Origin of the sequence: Nocardia sp. CDC160, assembly GCF_035818795.1 — a bacterium.
Lineage (GTDB): Bacteria > Actinomycetota > Actinomycetes > Mycobacteriales > Mycobacteriaceae > Nocardia.
The window spans coordinates 168,210-183,874 of sequence record NZ_JAYKYT010000003.1; the positions used below are offsets into that span (position 1 = coordinate 168,210).

General features: G+C 67.6%; 15 protein-coding genes. 7 read left to right on the forward strand and 8 right to left on the reverse strand.

The features are described 5' to 3' along the window. The first annotated feature begins 67 nt into the window (after positions 1-67). From VMT40_RS15365 to dctA, 5 genes are all read left to right on the forward strand, one after another. Positions 68-982: an ACP S-malonyltransferase gene (locus VMT40_RS15365; protein WP_326358805.1), complete on the forward strand. Its 915-nt coding sequence runs from the start codon at positions 68-70 to the stop codon at positions 980-982. A gap of 97 nt (positions 983-1,079) precedes the next feature. Then, positions 1,080-1,385: a meromycolate extension acyl carrier protein AcpM gene (gene acpM / locus VMT40_RS15370; protein WP_326358806.1), complete on the forward strand. Its 306-nt coding sequence runs from the start codon at positions 1,080-1,082 to the stop codon at positions 1,383-1,385. An 11-nt stretch (positions 1,386-1,396) separates the two neighbouring features. Then, on the forward strand, positions 1,397-2,647 hold the full coding sequence (locus VMT40_RS15375; protein WP_326358807.1) for a KasA/KasB family beta-ketoacyl-ACP synthase: 1,251 nt from the start codon (positions 1,397-1,399) through the stop codon (positions 2,645-2,647). A gap of 161 nt (positions 2,648-2,808) precedes the next feature. Next, complete coding sequence (locus VMT40_RS15380) at positions 2,809-4,239, forward strand: acyl-CoA carboxylase subunit beta (RefSeq protein ID WP_326358809.1); 1,431 nt, start codon at positions 2,809-2,811, stop codon at positions 4,237-4,239. A gap of 135 nt (positions 4,240-4,374) precedes the next feature. After that, positions 4,375-5,730: a C4-dicarboxylate transporter DctA gene (dctA, locus tag VMT40_RS15385; protein WP_326358810.1), complete on the forward strand. Its 1,356-nt coding sequence runs from the start codon at positions 4,375-4,377 to the stop codon at positions 5,728-5,730. Positions 5,731-5,740: 10 nt separating this feature from the next. Here the strand turns inward: dctA and VMT40_RS15390 are convergent, their stop codons facing one another. The 4 genes from VMT40_RS15390 to VMT40_RS15405 form a co-directional block, all read right to left on the reverse strand. Next, a complete protein-coding gene (locus VMT40_RS15390; RefSeq protein WP_326358811.1) occupies positions 5,741-6,199 on the reverse strand; it encodes a hypothetical protein in 459 nt (152 codons plus the stop codon). Between the two features lie 111 nt (positions 6,200-6,310). Next, complete coding sequence (locus VMT40_RS15395; RefSeq protein ID WP_326358813.1) at positions 6,311-6,844, reverse strand: DUF3145 domain-containing protein; 534 nt, start codon at positions 6,842-6,844, stop codon at positions 6,311-6,313. 122 nt (positions 6,845-6,966) lie between these two features. Continuing rightward, entirely contained in the window at positions 6,967-7,779 is an 813-nt protein-coding gene (locus tag VMT40_RS15400; protein WP_326358815.1) for a serine hydrolase domain-containing protein, read from the reverse strand. A gap of 1 nt (position 7,780) precedes the next feature. Next, a complete protein-coding gene (locus VMT40_RS15405; RefSeq protein WP_326358816.1) occupies positions 7,781-9,214 on the reverse strand; it encodes an amino acid permease in 1,434 nt (477 codons plus the stop codon). A gap of 140 nt (positions 9,215-9,354) precedes the next feature. On the opposite strand from VMT40_RS15405, the gene VMT40_RS15410 reads away from it, so the two are divergent. Then, the gene (locus VMT40_RS15410; RefSeq protein ID WP_326358818.1) at positions 9,355-10,545 is read left to right on the forward strand and encodes a serine hydrolase domain-containing protein; all 1,191 of its coding nucleotides are present in this window, start codon (positions 9,355-9,357) and stop codon (positions 10,543-10,545) included. Positions 10,546-10,563: 18 nt separating this feature from the next. On the opposite strand, the gene VMT40_RS15415 is transcribed toward VMT40_RS15410, so the two are convergent. Beyond that, positions 10,564-11,142: a DinB family protein gene (locus VMT40_RS15415; protein WP_326358819.1), complete on the reverse strand. Its 579-nt coding sequence runs from the start codon at positions 11,140-11,142 to the stop codon at positions 10,564-10,566. Between the two features lie 104 nt (positions 11,143-11,246). Beyond that, on the reverse strand, positions 11,247-12,314 hold the full coding sequence (locus VMT40_RS15420; RefSeq protein ID WP_326360198.1) for a phosphotransferase family protein: 1,068 nt from the start codon (positions 12,312-12,314) through the stop codon (positions 11,247-11,249). 116 nt (positions 12,315-12,430) lie between these two features. Between VMT40_RS15420 and pabB the strand changes: the two genes are divergently transcribed. Further along, positions 12,431-14,599 (forward strand): aminodeoxychorismate synthase, encoded by a 2,169-nt coding sequence (gene pabB, locus VMT40_RS15425; protein WP_326358820.1) that lies wholly within the window; start codon positions 12,431-12,433, stop codon positions 14,597-14,599. On the opposite strand, the gene VMT40_RS15430 is transcribed toward pabB, so the two are convergent. Continuing rightward, positions 14,562-15,113 carry a dihydrofolate reductase family protein gene (locus VMT40_RS15430; RefSeq protein WP_326358822.1) on the reverse strand — a complete coding sequence of 184 codons (552 nt, stop codon included), beginning with the start codon at positions 15,111-15,113 and terminating at the stop codon, positions 14,562-14,564. The genes pabB and VMT40_RS15430 overlap by 38 nt on opposite strands. 30 nt (positions 15,114-15,143) lie before the next feature. Continuing rightward, positions 15,144-15,632, reverse strand: coding sequence for a hypothetical protein (locus tag VMT40_RS15435; RefSeq protein ID WP_326358823.1), 489 nt, complete (start codon positions 15,630-15,632; stop codon positions 15,144-15,146). Positions 15,633-15,665 lie beyond the last annotated feature (33 nt).

Sequence of the window (15,665 nt, forward strand, 5' to 3'; positions counted from 1 at the left end):
AGAGCCAACCAAGCTTCATTCGCGCCGACATCTCGTGAGAGTGCAGTCACAGTGTTTTCTTAGACCCGTGATCGCATTGCTCGCCCCTGGACAGGGCTCTCAGACACCCGGCATGCTCACCCCTTGGCTCGAACTTCCCGGCGCCGCGGATCGCGTCGCGCTGTGGTCGAAGGCCTCGGGGTTGGACCTGCTGCGTTTGGGTACGACTGCGACCGCGGAAGAAATCGTGGACACGGCTGTCACCCAGCCGCTCGTCGTCGCGGCCGCTCTGCTTGCTTTTGCCGAAATCCCGCAGGACTCGCTGCCCGCGGATACCATCGTCGCCGGACACTCGGTCGGCGAATTCGCCGCCGCTGCCGTCGCCGGAGTCATCTCCGCCGATGACGCGGTGGCCCTGGCCGCCATCCGCGGAGCGGAGATGGCCAAAGCTTGCGCCCTCGAGCCGACCGGTATGTCCGCGGTGCTCGGTGGTGACGAAGCGGAGGTGCTCGCCCGCCTCGAGGAACTCGGACTCGTTCCGGCCAACCGCAATGCGGTGGGTCAGATCGTGGCAGCGGGTAAGCTCGAGGCGCTCGAAGCCCTTGCCGCAAACCCGCCCGAAAAGGCCCGCATCCGGTCCCTGCCGGTCGCTGGCGCCTTCCACACGGCGTTCATGGCACCCGCCCAGGACGCCGTTGCGGAGGCCATCGCCAAGATCGATCCGAGTGCGCCGGTCCGCACCCTGCTCTCGAACTTCGACGGGCAGCCGGTCGGTTCCGGCCAGGATGCGATCGACAAGCTCGCTGCCCAGGTCACGCGCCCCGTGCGCTGGGACCTGTGCACCGAAACGATCCGTACGGCAGCGGTTTCCGCGGTGGCGGAGTTGCCGCCCGCGGGCACCCTGGTCGGCATCGCCAAGCGGGAGCTCAAGGGCACCCCGAATCTGGCGCTGAAGACCCCGGCGGATCTCCCCGCGCTCGCCGAACTCACCGCGGCAAGCTAGCTTGGCTCGCGGCCCGATCCCTCAACGGCGAGGGAGCAATCTGGCCGCAAACTGAAAATCCCAACCCCTCCACAGAAACAAGAAGGGAGCCACCACAGTGGCCGCTCTGACCCAGGAACAGATCGTCGAAGAGCTCGGCAAGATCATCGAAGAGGTGACCGGTATCGAGCCCTCCGAGGTCACCATCGAGAAGTCCTTCGTCGACGACCTGGACATCGACTCGCTGTCGATGGTCGAGATCGCCGTCCAGACCGAGGACAAGTACGGCGTCAAGATCCCCGATGAGGACCTGGCGAGCCTGAAGACCGTCGGCGACGCGGTGGCGTACATCCAGAAGCTCGAGGCCGAGAACCAGGACGCGGCCGCCGAGCTGAAGGCCAAGTTCGGCGCCGAGGGCGAGTAGGAACCGACACCGTGACCACTCCTTCCACCTTGAACGGGAACTTTCCCAACGTCGTCGTAACGAGCATGGCGGCGACCACGTCGATCGCCGGTGACGTCGATGCGACGTGGAAGGGCCTCCTCAATGGCGAGAGCGGCATCGACACTCTCGAGGACGACTTCATTGCGGAGTACGACCTTCCGGTTCGAATCGGCGGCCACCTGAAGGTGTCGCCGGACACGCTGCTCGATCGGGTCGAGATCCGTCGCATGGCGTACGTCGAGCGTCTGGCGACCGTGCTCGGTCGCGAGGTGTGGAAGAACGCTGGCTCGCCCGAGGTTGACCCGCTTCGGCTGGGTGTGGCCATCGGCACCGGTCTCGGCGGCGGCGACGCACTGATCGATTCGGTGGACAAGCTGAAGAACGGTGGCTATCGCAAGATTTCGCCACTGGCCGTTCAGATGGTCATGCCGAACGGTCCGTCCGCCGTCGTCGGTCTCGAACTCAAAGCCCGTGCGGGCGTGATCACTCCGGTCTCGGCGTGCTCGTCGGGTTCGGAGGCCATCGCCAACGCGTGGCGCATGATCGTCATGGGTGACGCCGACATGGTCGTGACCGGTGGTGTCGAGGGCTTCATCGACTCCGTTCCGATCGCCGCGTTCTCCATGATGCGGGCCATGTCCACGCGCAATGACGATCCGAAGGCGGCCTCGCGCCCCTTCGACAAGGACCGCGACGGCTTCGTCTTCGGCGAAGCGGGCGCGCTCATGGTCATCGAGACCGAGGAGCACGCCAAGGCGCGCGGCGCCACCATCCACGCCCGACTCATGGGCGCGGGTATCACCTCCGACGGATTCCACCTGGTGGCTCCCGATCCGGAGGGCAGCGGTGCGGCTCGCGCCATGCAGCGCGCGATGCAGACCGCCGGGTTGTCCGCCAAGGACGTGACCCATGTCAACGCTCACGCGACCGCCACCCCGATCGGTGACACCGCGGAAGCGAACGCGATTCACAAGGCAGGCGTGCAGCACGCCTCGGTGTACGCGCCCAAGTCGGCCCTGGGCCACTCGATCGGTGCCGTCGGCGCCCTCGAGTCGGTGCTCACGGTGCTCAGCATTCGCGACGGGGTCGTCCCGCCGACGCTGAACCTCGAGAACCAGGATCCGGCGATCGATCTCGACATCGTGCATGGCACCGCACGCCATCAGGACATCGAGTACGCGATCAACAACTCCTTCGGTTTCGGTGGGCACAATGTCGCGCTCGCCTTCGGCCGGTACTGACGGCGCACTCAGAAGAACCGCGCACTTCTAGAACCGGTCAGTAAGACAAGCGGTCCCGGCAGGGGATCTCGGGTCGAGATCCCAGACCCGTTCCCCTGCCGGGATTTTCGACATTTCGCAGCCGCTTCGGCGACCGCGTTTCCTTCAGAGGAGAGTTTGCGATGACCATCATGGCTCCCGCACACGCGGATACCACGACCGATCCGCGCGACCCGCTGGGTCGGTTGCAGCGGTTCTTCGATCCCGGAACCGTGCTGCCGCTGCACCCCCGCGACAAGTCCGGTGTGCTCGCCGCCATTGGTGAGATCGACGGTGTGCGCACCGTCGCCTACTGCTCCGATGCGACCGTGATGGGCGGCGCCATGGGCGTCGAGGGTTGCAAGCACATTGTCGATGCGATCGATACCGCCATCGACTCCCAGATTCCCGTTGTGGGCCTGTGGCATTCGGGTGGCGCGCGCCTGGCCGAGGGCGTCGAGGCGCTGCACGCGGTCGGGCTGGTCTTCGAGGCCATGGTCCGCGCGTCCGGCCAGGTCCCCCAGATTTCGGTGGTGCTCGGCTTCGCGGCCGGTGGCGCCGCCTACGGTCCGGCGCTGACCGACATCGTGATCATGGCCCCCGAGGGCCGCGTCTTCGTCACCGGACCCGACATCGTGAAGACGGTGACCGGCGAGAGCGTCGACATGGAGACGCTCGGCGGGCCGATCACCCACGGCAAGAAGTCCGGCGTCTGCCACATCGTGGCCGATGACGAACAGGACGCCATGCACCGGGCGCGCCGGTTGGTCTCGATGTTCGCCGAGCAGGGCGAATTCGATTTGGCCGCGGCCGCGCACGGCGATGTCGACCTCAAGGCCATGATGCCGGAGTCGGCCAAGCGCGCCTACGACGTGAAGCCGATCATTCACGAGCTGCTCGACAATGTCGACGGCGAAAGCACTTTCGAGGAACTGCAGGGCGGCTACGCCCGCTCCATGGTGGTCGGTCTGGGTCGCCTCGGCGGTCGCACCGTCGGCGTGCTGGCCAACAACCCGATTCGCCTGGGCGGCTGCCTCAACTCCGAAAGCGCCGAGAAGGCTTCGCGTTTCGTGCGCCTGTGCAATGCCTTCGGCATTCCGCTGATCGTGGTCACCGACGTGCCGGGCTACCTGCCGGGTGTCTCGCAGGAGTTCGAGGGCGTGGTGCGCCGCGGCGCGAAGCTGTTGCACGCCTTCGCCGAGGCCCGCGTCCCGCGCGTCACCCTGGTGACCCGCAAGATCTACGGCGGCGCCTACATCGCCATGAACGCCCGATCCCTCGGTGCCACAGCGGTTTACGCGTGGCCGGGCTCCGAGGTCGCGGTCATGGGCGCGAAGGCCGCGGTCGGCATCCTGCACAAGAAGGCCCTCGCGGCCGCCCCGGAGGAGGAGCGCGAAGCCATGCTCGAGCGGCTCACCGAGGAGCACGAGCGCATTGCCGGTGGCGTCGAGCGCGCCATGGCGATCGGCGTCGTGGACCAGGTCGTCGACCCGGCCAAGACCCGCTCCACCATCGCGGCGGCGCTCGCTGCGGCCCCGGCCCGGCCGCAGCACAACAAGAACATTCCGCTGTAGCTTCGGACATGGCATGGGCGGGCGGTCTCCTCGGAGGCCGCCCGCCGTCATTGGCGGGCGTGTACAAAACTTACGAAATTTAGTTGACACGTCCCCGATACGGGGTGGACACCGCGGGTTTCTAGCGTGCGGGGCATGTCAGAGACGCTCGCAGCCGGGGCGACAACGGTCCGGCGAACACCCTGGTATCGCTCCATGTTCGCGCAACTGCTCATCGCCGTGGTCGCGGGCATCGTGGTCGGCAAGTTCTGGCCGTGGCTGGGGGCGGATCTGAAGCCGTTGGGGGACGGGTTCATCAAGCTGATCAAGATGGTGATCGCGCCGATCGTGTTCTGCACGGTGGTGCTCGGGATCGCGCACGTGGGGAATCTGAAGTCGGTGGGGCGGATCGGGGTCAAGGCGCTGATCTACTTCGAAGTGGTGACCACCTTCGCGCTGCTGTTCGGGCTGCTGGTCGGCAATCTGGTGAAGCCGGGCGCGGGATTCAGCATCGACGCGCACACGCTGGCGACCGGTGCCGATCAGATCGCCAAGACGACGCAGAAGGCGGAGCTGCCGCACACCGTCGACTTCCTGCTGAACATCATTCCGACGTCACTGGTTTCGGCGTTCGCGGAGAACAAGCTGCTGCAGGTGCTGTTCGTGTCGGTGCTGTTCGGGTTGGCGCTGGCCAAGTTCGGGGAGAACGGGCCGCCGGTGGTCCTGGAAGCCATCGACCACGTCAGCCGGATCCTGTTCATCGTGATCGGCTGGATCATGCGGTTGTCGCCACTGGGCGCGTTCGGGGCGATGGCGTTCATTATCGGTCAGTACGGGATGAAAACCCTTGGCACGTACGGGAAATTGATCGCCTGCTGTTACGGGGCGGCGGTGTTGTTCATTCTGGTGCTGGCGGCCATCACGCGGGTCTTCGCGGGGGCGAGCCTGTGGAAGTTCGTGCGCTACATCAAGGATGAGCTGTTCGTGGCCTTGGGTACCGCCTCGACCGAGGTGGTGTTGCCGCGCATCATGACCAAGCTGGTGGACGCGGGCTGTTCCCGCGCCACCACGGGATTGGTTGTGCCGACCGGGTATTCGTTCAATCTGGACGGCGCGACGCTGTATCTGGCGATCTGCGTGCTGTTCCTGGCGCAGGCACTCGGCGTCGATCTGAGCGTCGGCGAGCAGGTGACCGCGCTGGCCGCGCTCATGCTCACCTCCAAGGGCATGGCCGGTGTGCCGGGCTCCTCCTTCCTGGCGCTGTCGGCGACGGTCAGCGCCATCGGTCACGGCTCGATTCCCGTTGCGGCCGTGGCGATTCTGCTGGGCGCGGATCGGCTCATGGACTCCATGCGAGTGACGGTGAACCTGCTCGGCAACTGCGTCGCCACCCTGGTGGTCGCCAAGTGGGAGGGGCAGTTGGATACCGAGCGACTGCGCCGCGTGCTGGATCGGCAGCCGGTGGAACCGCTGACCGATCCGGATCCGATGGCCGAGCCCGCGTCGGTGTGACCGGAGCGGGTCAGGACAGCAGGCGGACCCGGTCGGCCGACTCGTTCTGGCTCGCGCACTCCTGGTAGGGGTTCGGGTTGCCTTGGCGCTCACCGCATACCCAGCGGATGGTGTCGACGACCACGGCGATGTCGCCGTTGGACTGTTTGGCGCGTTCGTCGGCGTAGGCGTTGACGACCGAGAGGGCGGTGGGACAGAAGTCGGTGCCGTGGGCGGTGGAGACGACGACGGCGAGTCCCCAGGGACCGGTGCCGCACTGGATGGCGTCGTGGCCCGCGGCGGGGAAGGGGGCCGCGGAGGTCGCGTTGGGTTTGGGATGCGTGGAGGTCGCCGAGGAGGAAGACGACGAATTGTCGTTGCAGGCGCCGAGGACCAGGGCGGTCGCGATGACCAGTGTCGCGCCCGCGATTTTCGCTGTCACACCGGCGATCTTGGCCGTCAGGCCGGTGAACCTCGCTGTGGTCCGCACGAAACCCTCCTCGTCGGTACCCCTCCCCCTGGGCATTCTGCCCGGTTCGCGGTGATCGCGAGGGTAGGCCCGCGTGGTTTGGCGCGCCGCGTCAGTAGCGAGGCGAACGGGTCAGCCGACGTCGCGGCGCAGCCACGTGACCTCCGCGCCGTCGCCGCCGAGGCGGTAGGGGTCGAGGATGTCGTCCCAGGCGGTGCCGAGCGCGCGGTCGATCTCGGCGGCGATCTCGACGGCCGAGCCGCGGCCGTGGGCGCGGGCCTCGGCGACGATGGTCCGCAGGCGGTTCTCGCCGACCATGATGTCGCCGCTGGCGCTGGTGAGCCCGGACCAGAGACCGAGGCCGGGGACGAAGGAGAAGCGTTCGCCGTCGACGCCCTCGCTGGGGTCCTCGGTGACCTCGAAATAGAGGACGGGCCAATCCCGCAAGGCTCTGGCTAATCTGCCGCCGGTGCCGACCGGCCCGAACCAATCGGTGGTGGCGCGCAGGTGTCCGGGATCGGCGGGCTGGGCGGTCCAGCGCAGTTTGGCGGGCGCCTTGAGGGTGGAGGTGAGCGCCCATTCGATGTGCGGGCACAGCGCGGCGGGCGATGAATGGATGTAGACGACTCCAGACGTCGCCTCCGCGAACTGACTAGACGCACGCACCACTGACACCTCCGGCTCGACGAGGGACGTCTTCCCCAACGGCCCCTGATGTGAGCTCGGCGTTGCCCGAGTTTACTGGAGTGCCCGGTGTTGCGTGTGTTACTTAATGCCCGTGTCGACTATTACGCAAACTCCGCGATTACGGCGTCACTGAGGGGCGGCCACGCGGCCCGGGCCCAGTCCCCGAAATTTTCGTCCGCGAGCGCGAGACACGCCATGCCGACGTCCGGATCCACCCAGAGGAAGGTGCCGGACTGCCCGAAGTGCCCGAAAGTCCGCGGCGAGTTCGCGCCGCCGGTCCAGTGCGGTTTCTTGTGATCGCGGATTTCGAATCCCAGGCCCCAGTCGTTGGGGCGCTGCGAGCCGTATCCGGGAAGCACACCATTGCGATCCGGGAATTGCACTGTGCTTGCTTCGGAAACCAATTCCGCACTCACGACGGACGGTTCCAGCAATTCCTCGGCGAAACGCAGCAGATCTGCGACGCAGGAGCGAGCGGCATGCCCGGCGGAACCCACCAGCGCCGAGGAATTCATGCCCAGCGGCTCGAAAACCGCCTCGTGCAGGTACTGGTCGAACGGGATACCCGTCTGTGCCGCAACGAAATCCGCGAGCACCTCGAAGCCGGCGCTGGAGTAGATGCGCTTGGCGCCGGGCTTGGCCAGCACGTCGGTGGTGTCGAAGGCCAGCCCGGAGGTGTGGGCGAGCAGGTGCCGGACCGTGGCTCCGGGCGGCCCGGCGGGCTGGTCGAGCTCGATCGCGCCCTCCTCGACGGCGACCAGAACGCCGTATGCCACAAGGGGTTTGGTCACCGAGGCGAGGGGGAAGACCCGCGCGGTATCGCCCTCGGTGTCCACCACGCCCTTGCCGCGGACGACGACGCCCGCCGCCGCGTTCCGCACCGGCCACTGTCGCATCTGATCGAGAGCTCGCACGTTATGAGCCTAGGGCAACCGAATCCGCCTTCGCGGCCCGGTTCAGCGCCGAGCGGCGGCGACCGTAGCCGAAGTACACGACCAGCCCGACGGCCGACCAGATCGTGAAGGCCAGCCAGGTCACGCCCGGCAGGTGAATGAGCAGCCACACGCACATGGCGACGCCGACCACCGGCACCAGCGGCACCAGGGTCCGGAACGAGCGCGGCAGCTCCGGCTTGGTGCGGCGCAGCACCAGCACGCCGATGTTCACCAGCGCGAAGGACACCAGCGTGCCGATATTGGTGGCGTTCACCAATTCTCCGAGCGGGACCAGCGCCGAGAGCACAGCCACCACACCGCCGACAATGAGCGTGTTGACCGTCGGCACCCGCTGCTTGCCGACCCGCGAGAGCACGCTGGGCATGAGCCCGTCGCGTGACATGGCGACCAGGATGCGGGTCTGCCCGTACAGCACGGTCAATACGACCGAGGCGATGGCGATGACCGCGCCGCCCGCGAGAATGGTGGCGGGCCAGTCCCGCCCGGTCACCTGTTGCAGCACGGTGGCCAGCGACGCGCCCGAGCTGCTCACACCGTCGATGCCGACCGCGCCGACCGCGGTCAGCGCCACCGCCACGTACACCAGCGTCACGATGCCGAGCGAAATGATGATGGCGCGCGGCAGATCTCGCTGCGGGTTCTTGGCCTCCTCACCCGCGGTGGAGGCGGCGTCGAAGCCGATGAAGGAGAAGAACACCATGGACGCGGCCGCGCCGACGCCGGAGACACCGTAGGGCGCGAAGGGGTGCAGATTCGAGGAGCCGAAGGCGGTGACGGCCACGCACACGAAGAACACCAGCACCGCGATCTTGATCATGGTGGTGACGGTGGTGACGCGCGCGCTCTCACGAATGCCGCCCAGCAGCACCGCGGTCGCGAGCAGCACCACGATGGCCGCGGGCAGATTGAACACCCCGCCCTCGCCGGGCGGCTGGGCCAGCACATCGGGAATGCGCCAGCCGATGGTCGAGCCGAGGAACTCGTTGAGGTACGCGCCCCACCCGACGGCGACCGCCGCGACGGAGACGCCGTATTCGAGCAGCAGGCACCAGCCGCACACCCAGGCGATGATTTCGCCCAGCGTCGCATAGGTATACGAGTAGGCCGACCCCGACACCGGCACGGCGCTGGCGAGTTCGGCGTACGACAGCGCGGAGAAGAGCGCGGCCAGCGCGGCGATGACGAAGGAGACGACCACGGCCGGTCCGGCCAGCGGCGCGGCCTCGCCGAGGACGACGAAGATGCCGGTGCCCAGGGTCGCGCCGACGGAGAGCGCGATCAGCGGGATGAGACCCATGCTGCGCCGCAGGGCGGTGTGTTCGCCGTCGGAGGCGAGCTGCTCCACGGGTTTGGTTCGCAGCAATGTCGAAGTAATCCGCTGGATTCCGGGCATGTACGGCCACGCTACCTGGTCAGAACCGCATTCCGGACATCAGGGTGTCGTGTCCATCGGTATTCGCACTGCTCACAGCTATGCACCGGCGTCGCGGGCCTCCCGCACGGTCGGTACGCCCGGTTACGATCGGACCCATCATGAGTGAGCAGGTCACGATCCACGGCGAGGTGGATTCGGGTTTCGGTCCGGTCGCCGACGCGTTCCGTCGCAATTTCCTCCGGCACGGCGAGATCGGTGCGGCCGTGGCCGTGTTCGACGGAGATCGTCCGGTGGTGGATCTGTGGGCCGGGCACCGCGACCGCGCGCGGCGGGTGGCGTGGGAGCGCGACACCATGGCCCCGGTGTGGTCGTCGACCAAGGGCATGGCCGCGTTCGCGGTGGCCTCGGCGGTCTCGCGCGGGTGGCTGGACTACGAGGATCCGGTGGCGATGCACTGGCCGGAGTTCGCCGCACACGGCAAGGAATCGATCACCGTGCGGCAACTGCTGGACCATCAGGCCGGGCTGGCGGCGCTGGATCGGCCGTTCCGGCTCACGGACATGGCGGATCTGGATCGCATGGCGGTGGTGCTGGCGGAGCAGAAACCGTTGTGGCGGCCGGGAACTCGGCACGGGTACCACCCGATCACGGCGGGGCTGTATCAGGGCGAGTTGCTGCGGCGGGTGGATCCGCGTCACCGGACGCTGGGGCGGATCTTCGCCGAGGACATCGCGACACCGTTGGGCGCGGAGTTCTATATCGGTCTGCCGGAGGAGATCTCACTCGACCGGGTGGCGACGCTGTCGGCCACCGCGGGCCTCGACATCCTGCGCTACGAGCGAGATCTGCCGGTGCGCATCGGGATTCAGCTCTACAGCAAGCGCGGACTGTCCTTCCGCGCGTTGAACAGCCCCCAGGTCGGGGCCCCCGCCCGCGCGACGCGGCGCGAATTCCTTTCCGTGGAGAGTCCGGCCGCCGGTGGCGTCGGCACCGCGCGGGCGCTGGCGCGGGTGTACGGCTCGGCCGCCAAGCAGACCGGCGAACTGCCCATCGACGCGGCGGTTTTGGACCGCCTGGCTCTCGCGGACACCGCCGACGATGTCCCCGCCGAGGATCTGGTGCTGCTCACGCCGAGTCGCTACCACCTGGGCTTCCGCAAGTCCCGCGGCAGCTTCCGGTTCGGGACCGACAAGCGCGCCTACGGCACCACCGGCTACGGCGGCTCGTTCGGATTCGCCGATCCGGCAACGGGTCTCGGCTTCGGCTATGTGATGAACCGCCTGGGCATGGCGGTGCTCGACGATGTCCGCTCCCGCAATCTCCGCGAGGCGCTGCTGCGCTGCGGCTGACGCGCCGCGCGGGCGGGCTCAGCGCTCGACATCGTGCGCGTGGTGCACCAGGTCGTGGATGAAGTAGCGGGCCATGGAGTCGATGGTGAACGCCGAACCGTTGCTGCGCAGTGCCGCCCGATCGCGTTCGGCGACCGGCACGGCCTCGAAGGCGCGGGCCACGGTTTCGGCGGCGCTCGCGAGTTCGGCTGCCACGGTGGCGGTTTCGGCGGCCGCGTAGTTCTCGGCGAGGGCGGTGGCGTCCTGGTCCCAGTTGGAGAACATGGGAATGCCGTTGTCCCCCACCGTGACCGTGGTGTCGTAGGCCGCGATGACCGGGCCCGGCCGGGCCGTGCCGGTGCGGGCGATATCGAGGCGGTGGGTGAAGATGCGGCACACGTCGCGGACGTGGGCCGCGTACTCCACGGTCGACCAGGTCGAGTCGTCGGGGCGCACGGCGGCGTCCGGGCGTTCCAGGGCGACGGCCAGGCGAGCGGCGCTGTCGCGGGTCAACCCCGGCACAGCCTCGAAGGCGGTGGTGTCGGGGTCGAATCCGCATTCGGCGCAGGCGCGTTCGAGCACCCAGGTCCAGTCTTTGACGTCAGGAACGATCGGCATGGCTGACAACTTACGGTTGGCGCTAGATTGCCGTCCACAAATATTCCGCCACTTGCCGCCAAGATGGCGACAAGTTCGCCGTTCACTCCATGAGCCGGTGCCGATTACTGCATGAGCCGGTGCGCCTTCTCGAACAGTTCGAGGGTGATGGCGTGCAGGAAGTCGCCGGTCTGCTTGGGCGCCTTGCCCGCGAAGGCCCGGGCGTGCGTGCCCTCCAGCACGATGCCGAGCTTGAAACAGGCCAGCACGGTGTACCAGGTGACGTGGCTCAGGTCGCGGTCGGAGAACTTCCCGTAGTGGGCGATCATCTCCTCGGGCGTGGGCAGGCCACCCGCCTGCCCGAGCAATCCGAACAGTCCCGAACCCGAGGTGCCGGGTTCCGGGCGGGTGGCGAGCTGCCAGCCCAGATCCAGCAGCGGGTCGCCGATGGTGGACATCTCCCAGTCGACCATGGCCACCACCTCGGGGCCGTCGAAGGAGAACATCATGTTGGCGAGATGGCAGTCGCCGTGCAGGATGCCGGGTTTCGGCTGCACCGGCCGATTGCGGTCGAGCCAGTCGCCGACCTGCTCGACGCCGGGGATCTCCGGTCCGGGATAGCCCTCGTTGACGCCGTAGGACTCGAGCTCGGTGAGCCAGCGCGGGACCTGGCGCTCCAGGAACCCCTCCGGCTTGCCGTAATCGCCCAAGCCGAGCGCCTCGTGATCGAGGGAGCCGAGGCGGGCGATGGCCTCGACGGCCGAAAGCCCCATCTGCCGACGCATTTCCGGGTCACCGGCGTGCAGTGCGGGCAGTTCGGTCTGCGGATTGAAGCCGTGGATCGGTTCCATCAGATAGAACGACGCACCGCCGAGCACGGTTTCGTCGGTGCAGGCCGCGATCACCTTGGGCGCGCGGATCTCGGTGTCGCCGAGCGCGCCGAGGATCCGCGATTCGCGATTGATGACGGTGTTGCTGGCCTTGCGCAGATGCTTGGGTCCGCGCCGCAGCACGTACTCGCGGCCGCCGCGACGGAAACGCAGCATGATGTTCTGGGTGCCGCCGCCGAGCGGGGTCACCTCCTCGAACGGCCCGCCGGGCAGGCCCTGCTCTTCCATCCATTGACCGACGATCGCGAAATCGACGACCTCACGATCCACCTCGACCGGCTGCGCTACAGACATGCCGCCCATTGTGCCGTAGACCACGGGCGGAACTGAAGGCGTCCGCCCGCAGTAGTGGCGGTGGCCTCGTTCACGCAGGTCGGAGCGCGGTGTTCGGCAAGCACAGGCGTAGTGTTCGTGCTCAAATGCGCACCCTGTTGATCGACAACTACGACTCGTTCACCTACAACCTGTATCAGCTGATCAGTGAGGTGAACGGGGTCGAGCCCGTTGTCGTGCGCAACGACGAGGTGGGGTCGATCGCGGAGCTGGATCTCGAGGGGTTCGACAACATCGTCATCTCTCCGGGGCCGGGGCGGCCGGACGTCGCTCGCGATTTCGGCATCTCGGCGGAGTTGATCGCGCGGGCGGAGCTGCCATTGCTGGGCGTATGCCTGGGGCATCAGGGCATCGTGCTCGCCGCGGGTGGGTCGGTGGTCGCCGCGCCGCGGGCCCGGCACGGGTATCCGGATCGCATCACGCACGACGGGCGCGAGCTGTTCGCCGCTGTGCCGCAGGACTTCTCGGCGGTCCGCTACCACTCGCTGCGCGCGGCGCGACCGCTGCCGGAGGAGTTGGAGGTGACCGCGACCGCGCCGGACGGCGTGATCATGGGTGTCCGCCACCGGACTCGGCCGCAGTGGGGTGTGCAGTTCCATCCGGAGTCGATTTCCAGCGAGTACGGCGAGGTGCTGCTGCGCAATTTCGCCGAGCTGACCGCCGAATGGCAGCGGCGGCACGGCATTTCGCGGAAGTCCGTGCGAGCCTCGGCCGAGCATGAGCCGATCGCGGACGCGGCTGCTCACGTAGTCGCCGAATCCGTTCGCTATCGGGTCGAGCAGGTGGTGATCGAGCGGGCCGTCGACACCGAGGCCATCTTCGATGCCCTGTATTCCACCTCCCCGCACGCCTTCTGGCTCGACAGCGAGCACGTGGAGCCCGGCCTGGATCGATTCTCCTTCCTCGGTGACGCCTCCGGCCCCCTGGCCGAGGTGGTGCGCTATCGGGTCGGGAGCGGCCGGGTCGAGATCGATTTCGCGACCGGCCACCGCACCGTTGCGGGTGGAGTGCTCGAGTACCTATCCAGTGAGCTACGCCGCCGTGAGATCGACTTCCCGGATGTGCCTTTCGATTTCGTCGGCGGCTATGTCGGCTACCTCGGCTACGAGATGAAGGCCGACTGCGGCGCGCGGGCGGTGCATCGCGCGCCCACCCCCGACGCGCAGTGGATCTTCGCCGACCGCCTCATTGTCGTCGACCACGAGGCGGGTCGCACCCACTTGCTGGCGCTGTGCGAGCCGGAATCGCCTGCCGCCGCGCGGGATTGGCTCGCTACCTCCCGCGCCCTCGTGAATACCCTTCCGACATGGGAGAATCCGCCACCGGTGGAGCTGCACGTGGAGGAAAACGCGGTGGCTCCCCTGCTGACGCGCGGCCGCGAGCGCTATCTCGCCGATGTCGACGCCTGCCAAGAGCAGTTGCTCGCGGGTGAGTCCTACGAAATCTGCATTACCGACAGCGCTTCTCCGCCGGGCGATGCCGACGGCCTCACCGTGTATCGCACGCTGCGCCGCTCGAATCCGGCCCCCTACGCCGCGTTCCTGCGTTTCGCCGACCTCGAGGTGGCGTGCTCCTCCCCCGAGCGCTTCCTGAAGGTGAATCGTTCTCGCACAGTCGAAACCAAGCCGATCAAGGGCACCGCGCCACGCGGCCGCACCCCCGCCGAGGACGCTCGCCTCGCCGCCGACCTGGCCAGCAGCCCCAAGACCCGCGCCGAGAACCTCATGATCGTCGACCTGCTCCGCAATGATCTGGGCCGCGTCTGCGAGATCGGTTCCGTTCACGTCCCGCACCTGATGGCGGTGGAGACCTACACCACCCTCCACCAGTTGGTCTCCACCATCCGAGGCACCCTGCGCCCCACCCTCACCCCCATCGACTGTCTGCGCGCGTGCTTCCCCGGTGGCTCCATGACCGGTGCACCCAAACTCCGCACCCTCGAAATCATCGACACCCTCGAAACCGAGGCCCGCGGAATCTATTCCGGCACCATCGGCTTCCTCGGCCTGGGCGGCACCGCCGACCTCAATATCGTCATCCGCACCGCGGTGCGCCATCACGGTCGCTGGCGGGTGGGCGCGGGCGGCGCGATCGTCCTCGACTCCGATCCCGTCGAGGAATACCGCGAAATGCTCTGGAAGGCCGCCGCTCCCTTGCGCGCGCTTCCCGGCCTGGGCATTCCGCCGCAGGCCATATCCGATTTCGGAGTCGACGACCTCAGTCGACGAGGTAGCGCAGCAGCTCCACGGTCCTGAAGTGCTGCGTCTCGACCAAGCGGAGTGGGATGCGCTCGGGCAGGGACGGAAACATCGGCGTGCCGCCGCCGAGGATCACGGGCGCGACGTACACCTGATATTCGTCGATGAGCCCGTGCGGTAGCAGTGACGCCGCGAGATTCGCGCCGCCGACCTCCATCACGCCGTCACCCTCGGCCTTGAGTCTGCGGACCTCCTCGACGGCGTTCTCGCTGACAAGTGTGCTGTTCCACTGGACTTCGGTGAGCGTGCGAGAGAAGACGACCTTCGGCTTTTCGGTCCAGAGCCCGCCGAACTCCCGCACGAAGCCGGGCGCGTCCGCGGGCACGTGCGGCCAGAAGTCGGCCATCAGCTCGTACAGGCGACGGCCGTGCAGGGAGAGTTCCAACTCGCGGTATCGGTCATTGTGGAACTGGTGCAGTTCCTCGTCGGGTCCGGTCCAGTCGATATTGCCGACGCGGTCATTGATGTAACCGTCCAGGGACACGGTGAACCCGTAGATCAGTTTCCTCATGCTCGGGTAGACCTCCCGGGCGCTCGAAACTCATCGCTTCTCATCGGATTTCTCGCGGGTACCGGCGAGGCGGCCCAGCAGCGAGACGCCGGGGAGTTTGTCCAGGCGCGCGAAGACCTCTTCACCGAGGGCGGTGAGGGATTCGAGGCGGGTGAGCAGCTTGTCGTAGGCGACGAAGGCCGGTTCGGCCAGGGCCAGGGTGCGGTCGAGGCGGTCGATGGTGGAGTTGAGGCGTTCGACGGCGACGGTGAGGTTTTCGATGAGATCGGGAAGCTGGGCCGCCAGCTGGATGGAGGCGGGTGGGAGGCGGACCGCGGTGTCGAAGGCGGTGGACGCGGTGACCTGGGCGGAGTCGAAGGCCTGACCGGCGGCGTTCTGGGCGGCTTGGGCGGCGGCCTGGGCAGCGGCGAGGATATCGCCCGCGGTGGGGACTCGCGGTGTGGCGGGTTTGGGGCGCGGGGTGGCGGGTTTGGGCCGCGGCTCGGGGTTGTGGCGGCCGGAACCCTTGGGGTTGCTCATGCCTCTACTGTGCAGGACGTTTTTCAGATTCCG

Bases quoted from the DNA above. Each gene is read 5' to 3' on its own strand.
- pabB (WP_326358820.1), top strand. From the start codon at position 12,431: ATGCGCACCCTGTTGATCGACAACTACGACTCGTTCACCTACAACCTG.
- VMT40_RS15380 (WP_326358809.1), top strand. From the start codon at position 2,809: ATGACCATCATGGCTCCCGCACACGCGGATACCACGACCGATCCGCGC.
- VMT40_RS15405 (WP_326358816.1), bottom strand. From the start codon at position 9,214: ATGCCCGGAATCCAGCGGATTACTTCGACATTGCTGCGAACCAAACCC.
- VMT40_RS15415 (WP_326358819.1), bottom strand. From the start codon at position 11,142: ATGCCGATCGTTCCTGACGTCAAAGACTGGACCTGGGTGCTCGAACGC.
- VMT40_RS15435 (WP_326358823.1), bottom strand. From the start codon at position 15,632: ATGAGCAACCCCAAGGGTTCCGGCCGCCACAACCCCGAGCCGCGGCCC.
- dctA (WP_326358810.1), top strand. From the start codon at position 4,375: ATGTCAGAGACGCTCGCAGCCGGGGCGACAACGGTCCGGCGAACACCC.
- VMT40_RS15430 (WP_326358822.1), bottom strand. From the start codon at position 15,113: ATGAGGAAACTGATCTACGGGTTCACCGTGTCCCTGGACGGTTACATC.
- VMT40_RS15420 (WP_326360198.1), bottom strand. From the start codon at position 12,314: ATGGGCGGCATGTCTGTAGCGCAGCCGGTCGAGGTGGATCGTGAGGTC.
- VMT40_RS15410 (WP_326358818.1), top strand. From the start codon at position 9,355: ATGAGTGAGCAGGTCACGATCCACGGCGAGGTGGATTCGGGTTTCGGT.